Origin of the sequence: Novosphingobium indicum (assembly GCF_014645195.1) — a bacterium.
Lineage (GTDB): Bacteria > Pseudomonadota > Alphaproteobacteria > Sphingomonadales > Sphingomonadaceae > Novosphingobium > Novosphingobium indicum.
The window spans coordinates 1-923 of record NZ_BMLK01000094.1 but is presented as its reverse complement, the minus strand read 5'-3'; the positions used below and the strand labels follow the sequence as shown (position 1 = coordinate 923).

Genomic DNA, 923 nt, shown 5'->3' with positions numbered 1-923 from the left:
GTTTGAACAGATCGCAGATATTGCCGATGGCCGCGATCAGGGCATCGAAAGTTCTGGTTGCGGCCTTGCGCAGGTGGGCCTTGAGCTTGGAGAAGGCCATCTCGATCGGGTTCAGGTCGGGCGAGTATTGCGGCAGGAACAGCATCCATGCGCCGCGCGCTCTGACGGCGGCTTCGGCCTTGGCGCTCTTGTGCACCGAGAGGTTGTCGAGGATCACCACGTCGCCGGGCGCCAGCGTCGGGGCGAGCTGGGTCTCGATGTAGGTGTTGAAGGCTGCACGATCCATCGCGCCGGGGATCACCCAAGGCGCGGTGAGGCCATCGTGGCGAAGCCCTGCGATGAACGTCTGCGTGCCCCATTTGCCGAACGGAGCCTTGGCCGTGAGGCGCTTGCCCTTCTTTGCCCGGCCGCGTTGGCGCGTCATCTTGGTGTTCACTGAAGTCTCGTCGATGAACACCAGGCGGTGCGGTTCGCGGCGCATCGCAGGTTGCCGTTCGCCGATCCACACCCGGCGGCGTTCAGCCACATCGACGCGTGCGCATTCCGATGCCATCAGCTGTTTTTTTATATGTGAACCCAGCCCTGCCGAGCAGCCGGGAGAGCGTCCATTCGGCTCCCTTGATCCCACGCTCGGCCAGCAGCCGGGCGGCAAGCTCCTTCATCGTGATGTCCGGCTGCGCCTCCACCGCCGCGACCATGAAGTCCAGATGATCCGCCAGCGGCCCCTTGCCCGCCGGACGACCTTGCTTGCGCGGGGCGGGGCTGCCCTCGTTCGCCGCCCGTTCGCTCCAGCGGATCGCCGAACTCGCACTCACCGAATACCGCGCCGCAGCCGCCCGCCGCGAACTTCCCGCAGCAACCGCCTCAACAACCCGATTGCGTAAATCGTCAGAACGGCAGCTTCCCATGATCCACCTCCGGAA

1 protein-coding gene is annotated in these 923 nt (G+C 65.1%); it reads right to left on the bottom strand.

Annotated features, from left to right (window positions below; all coding sequences use genetic code 11):
- Positions 1-908, bottom strand: a protein-coding gene (locus IEX64_RS24285; RefSeq protein WP_373290203.1) for an IS630 family transposase whose coding sequence is annotated in 2 segments (ribosomal slippage) — positions 1-556 and positions 558-908 — 907 coding nt annotated over the 2 segments. Because the reading frame shifts where the segments join, the coding sequence is not laid out codon by codon here. This gene is flagged as partial in the annotation.
- Positions 909-923 lie beyond the last annotated feature (15 nt).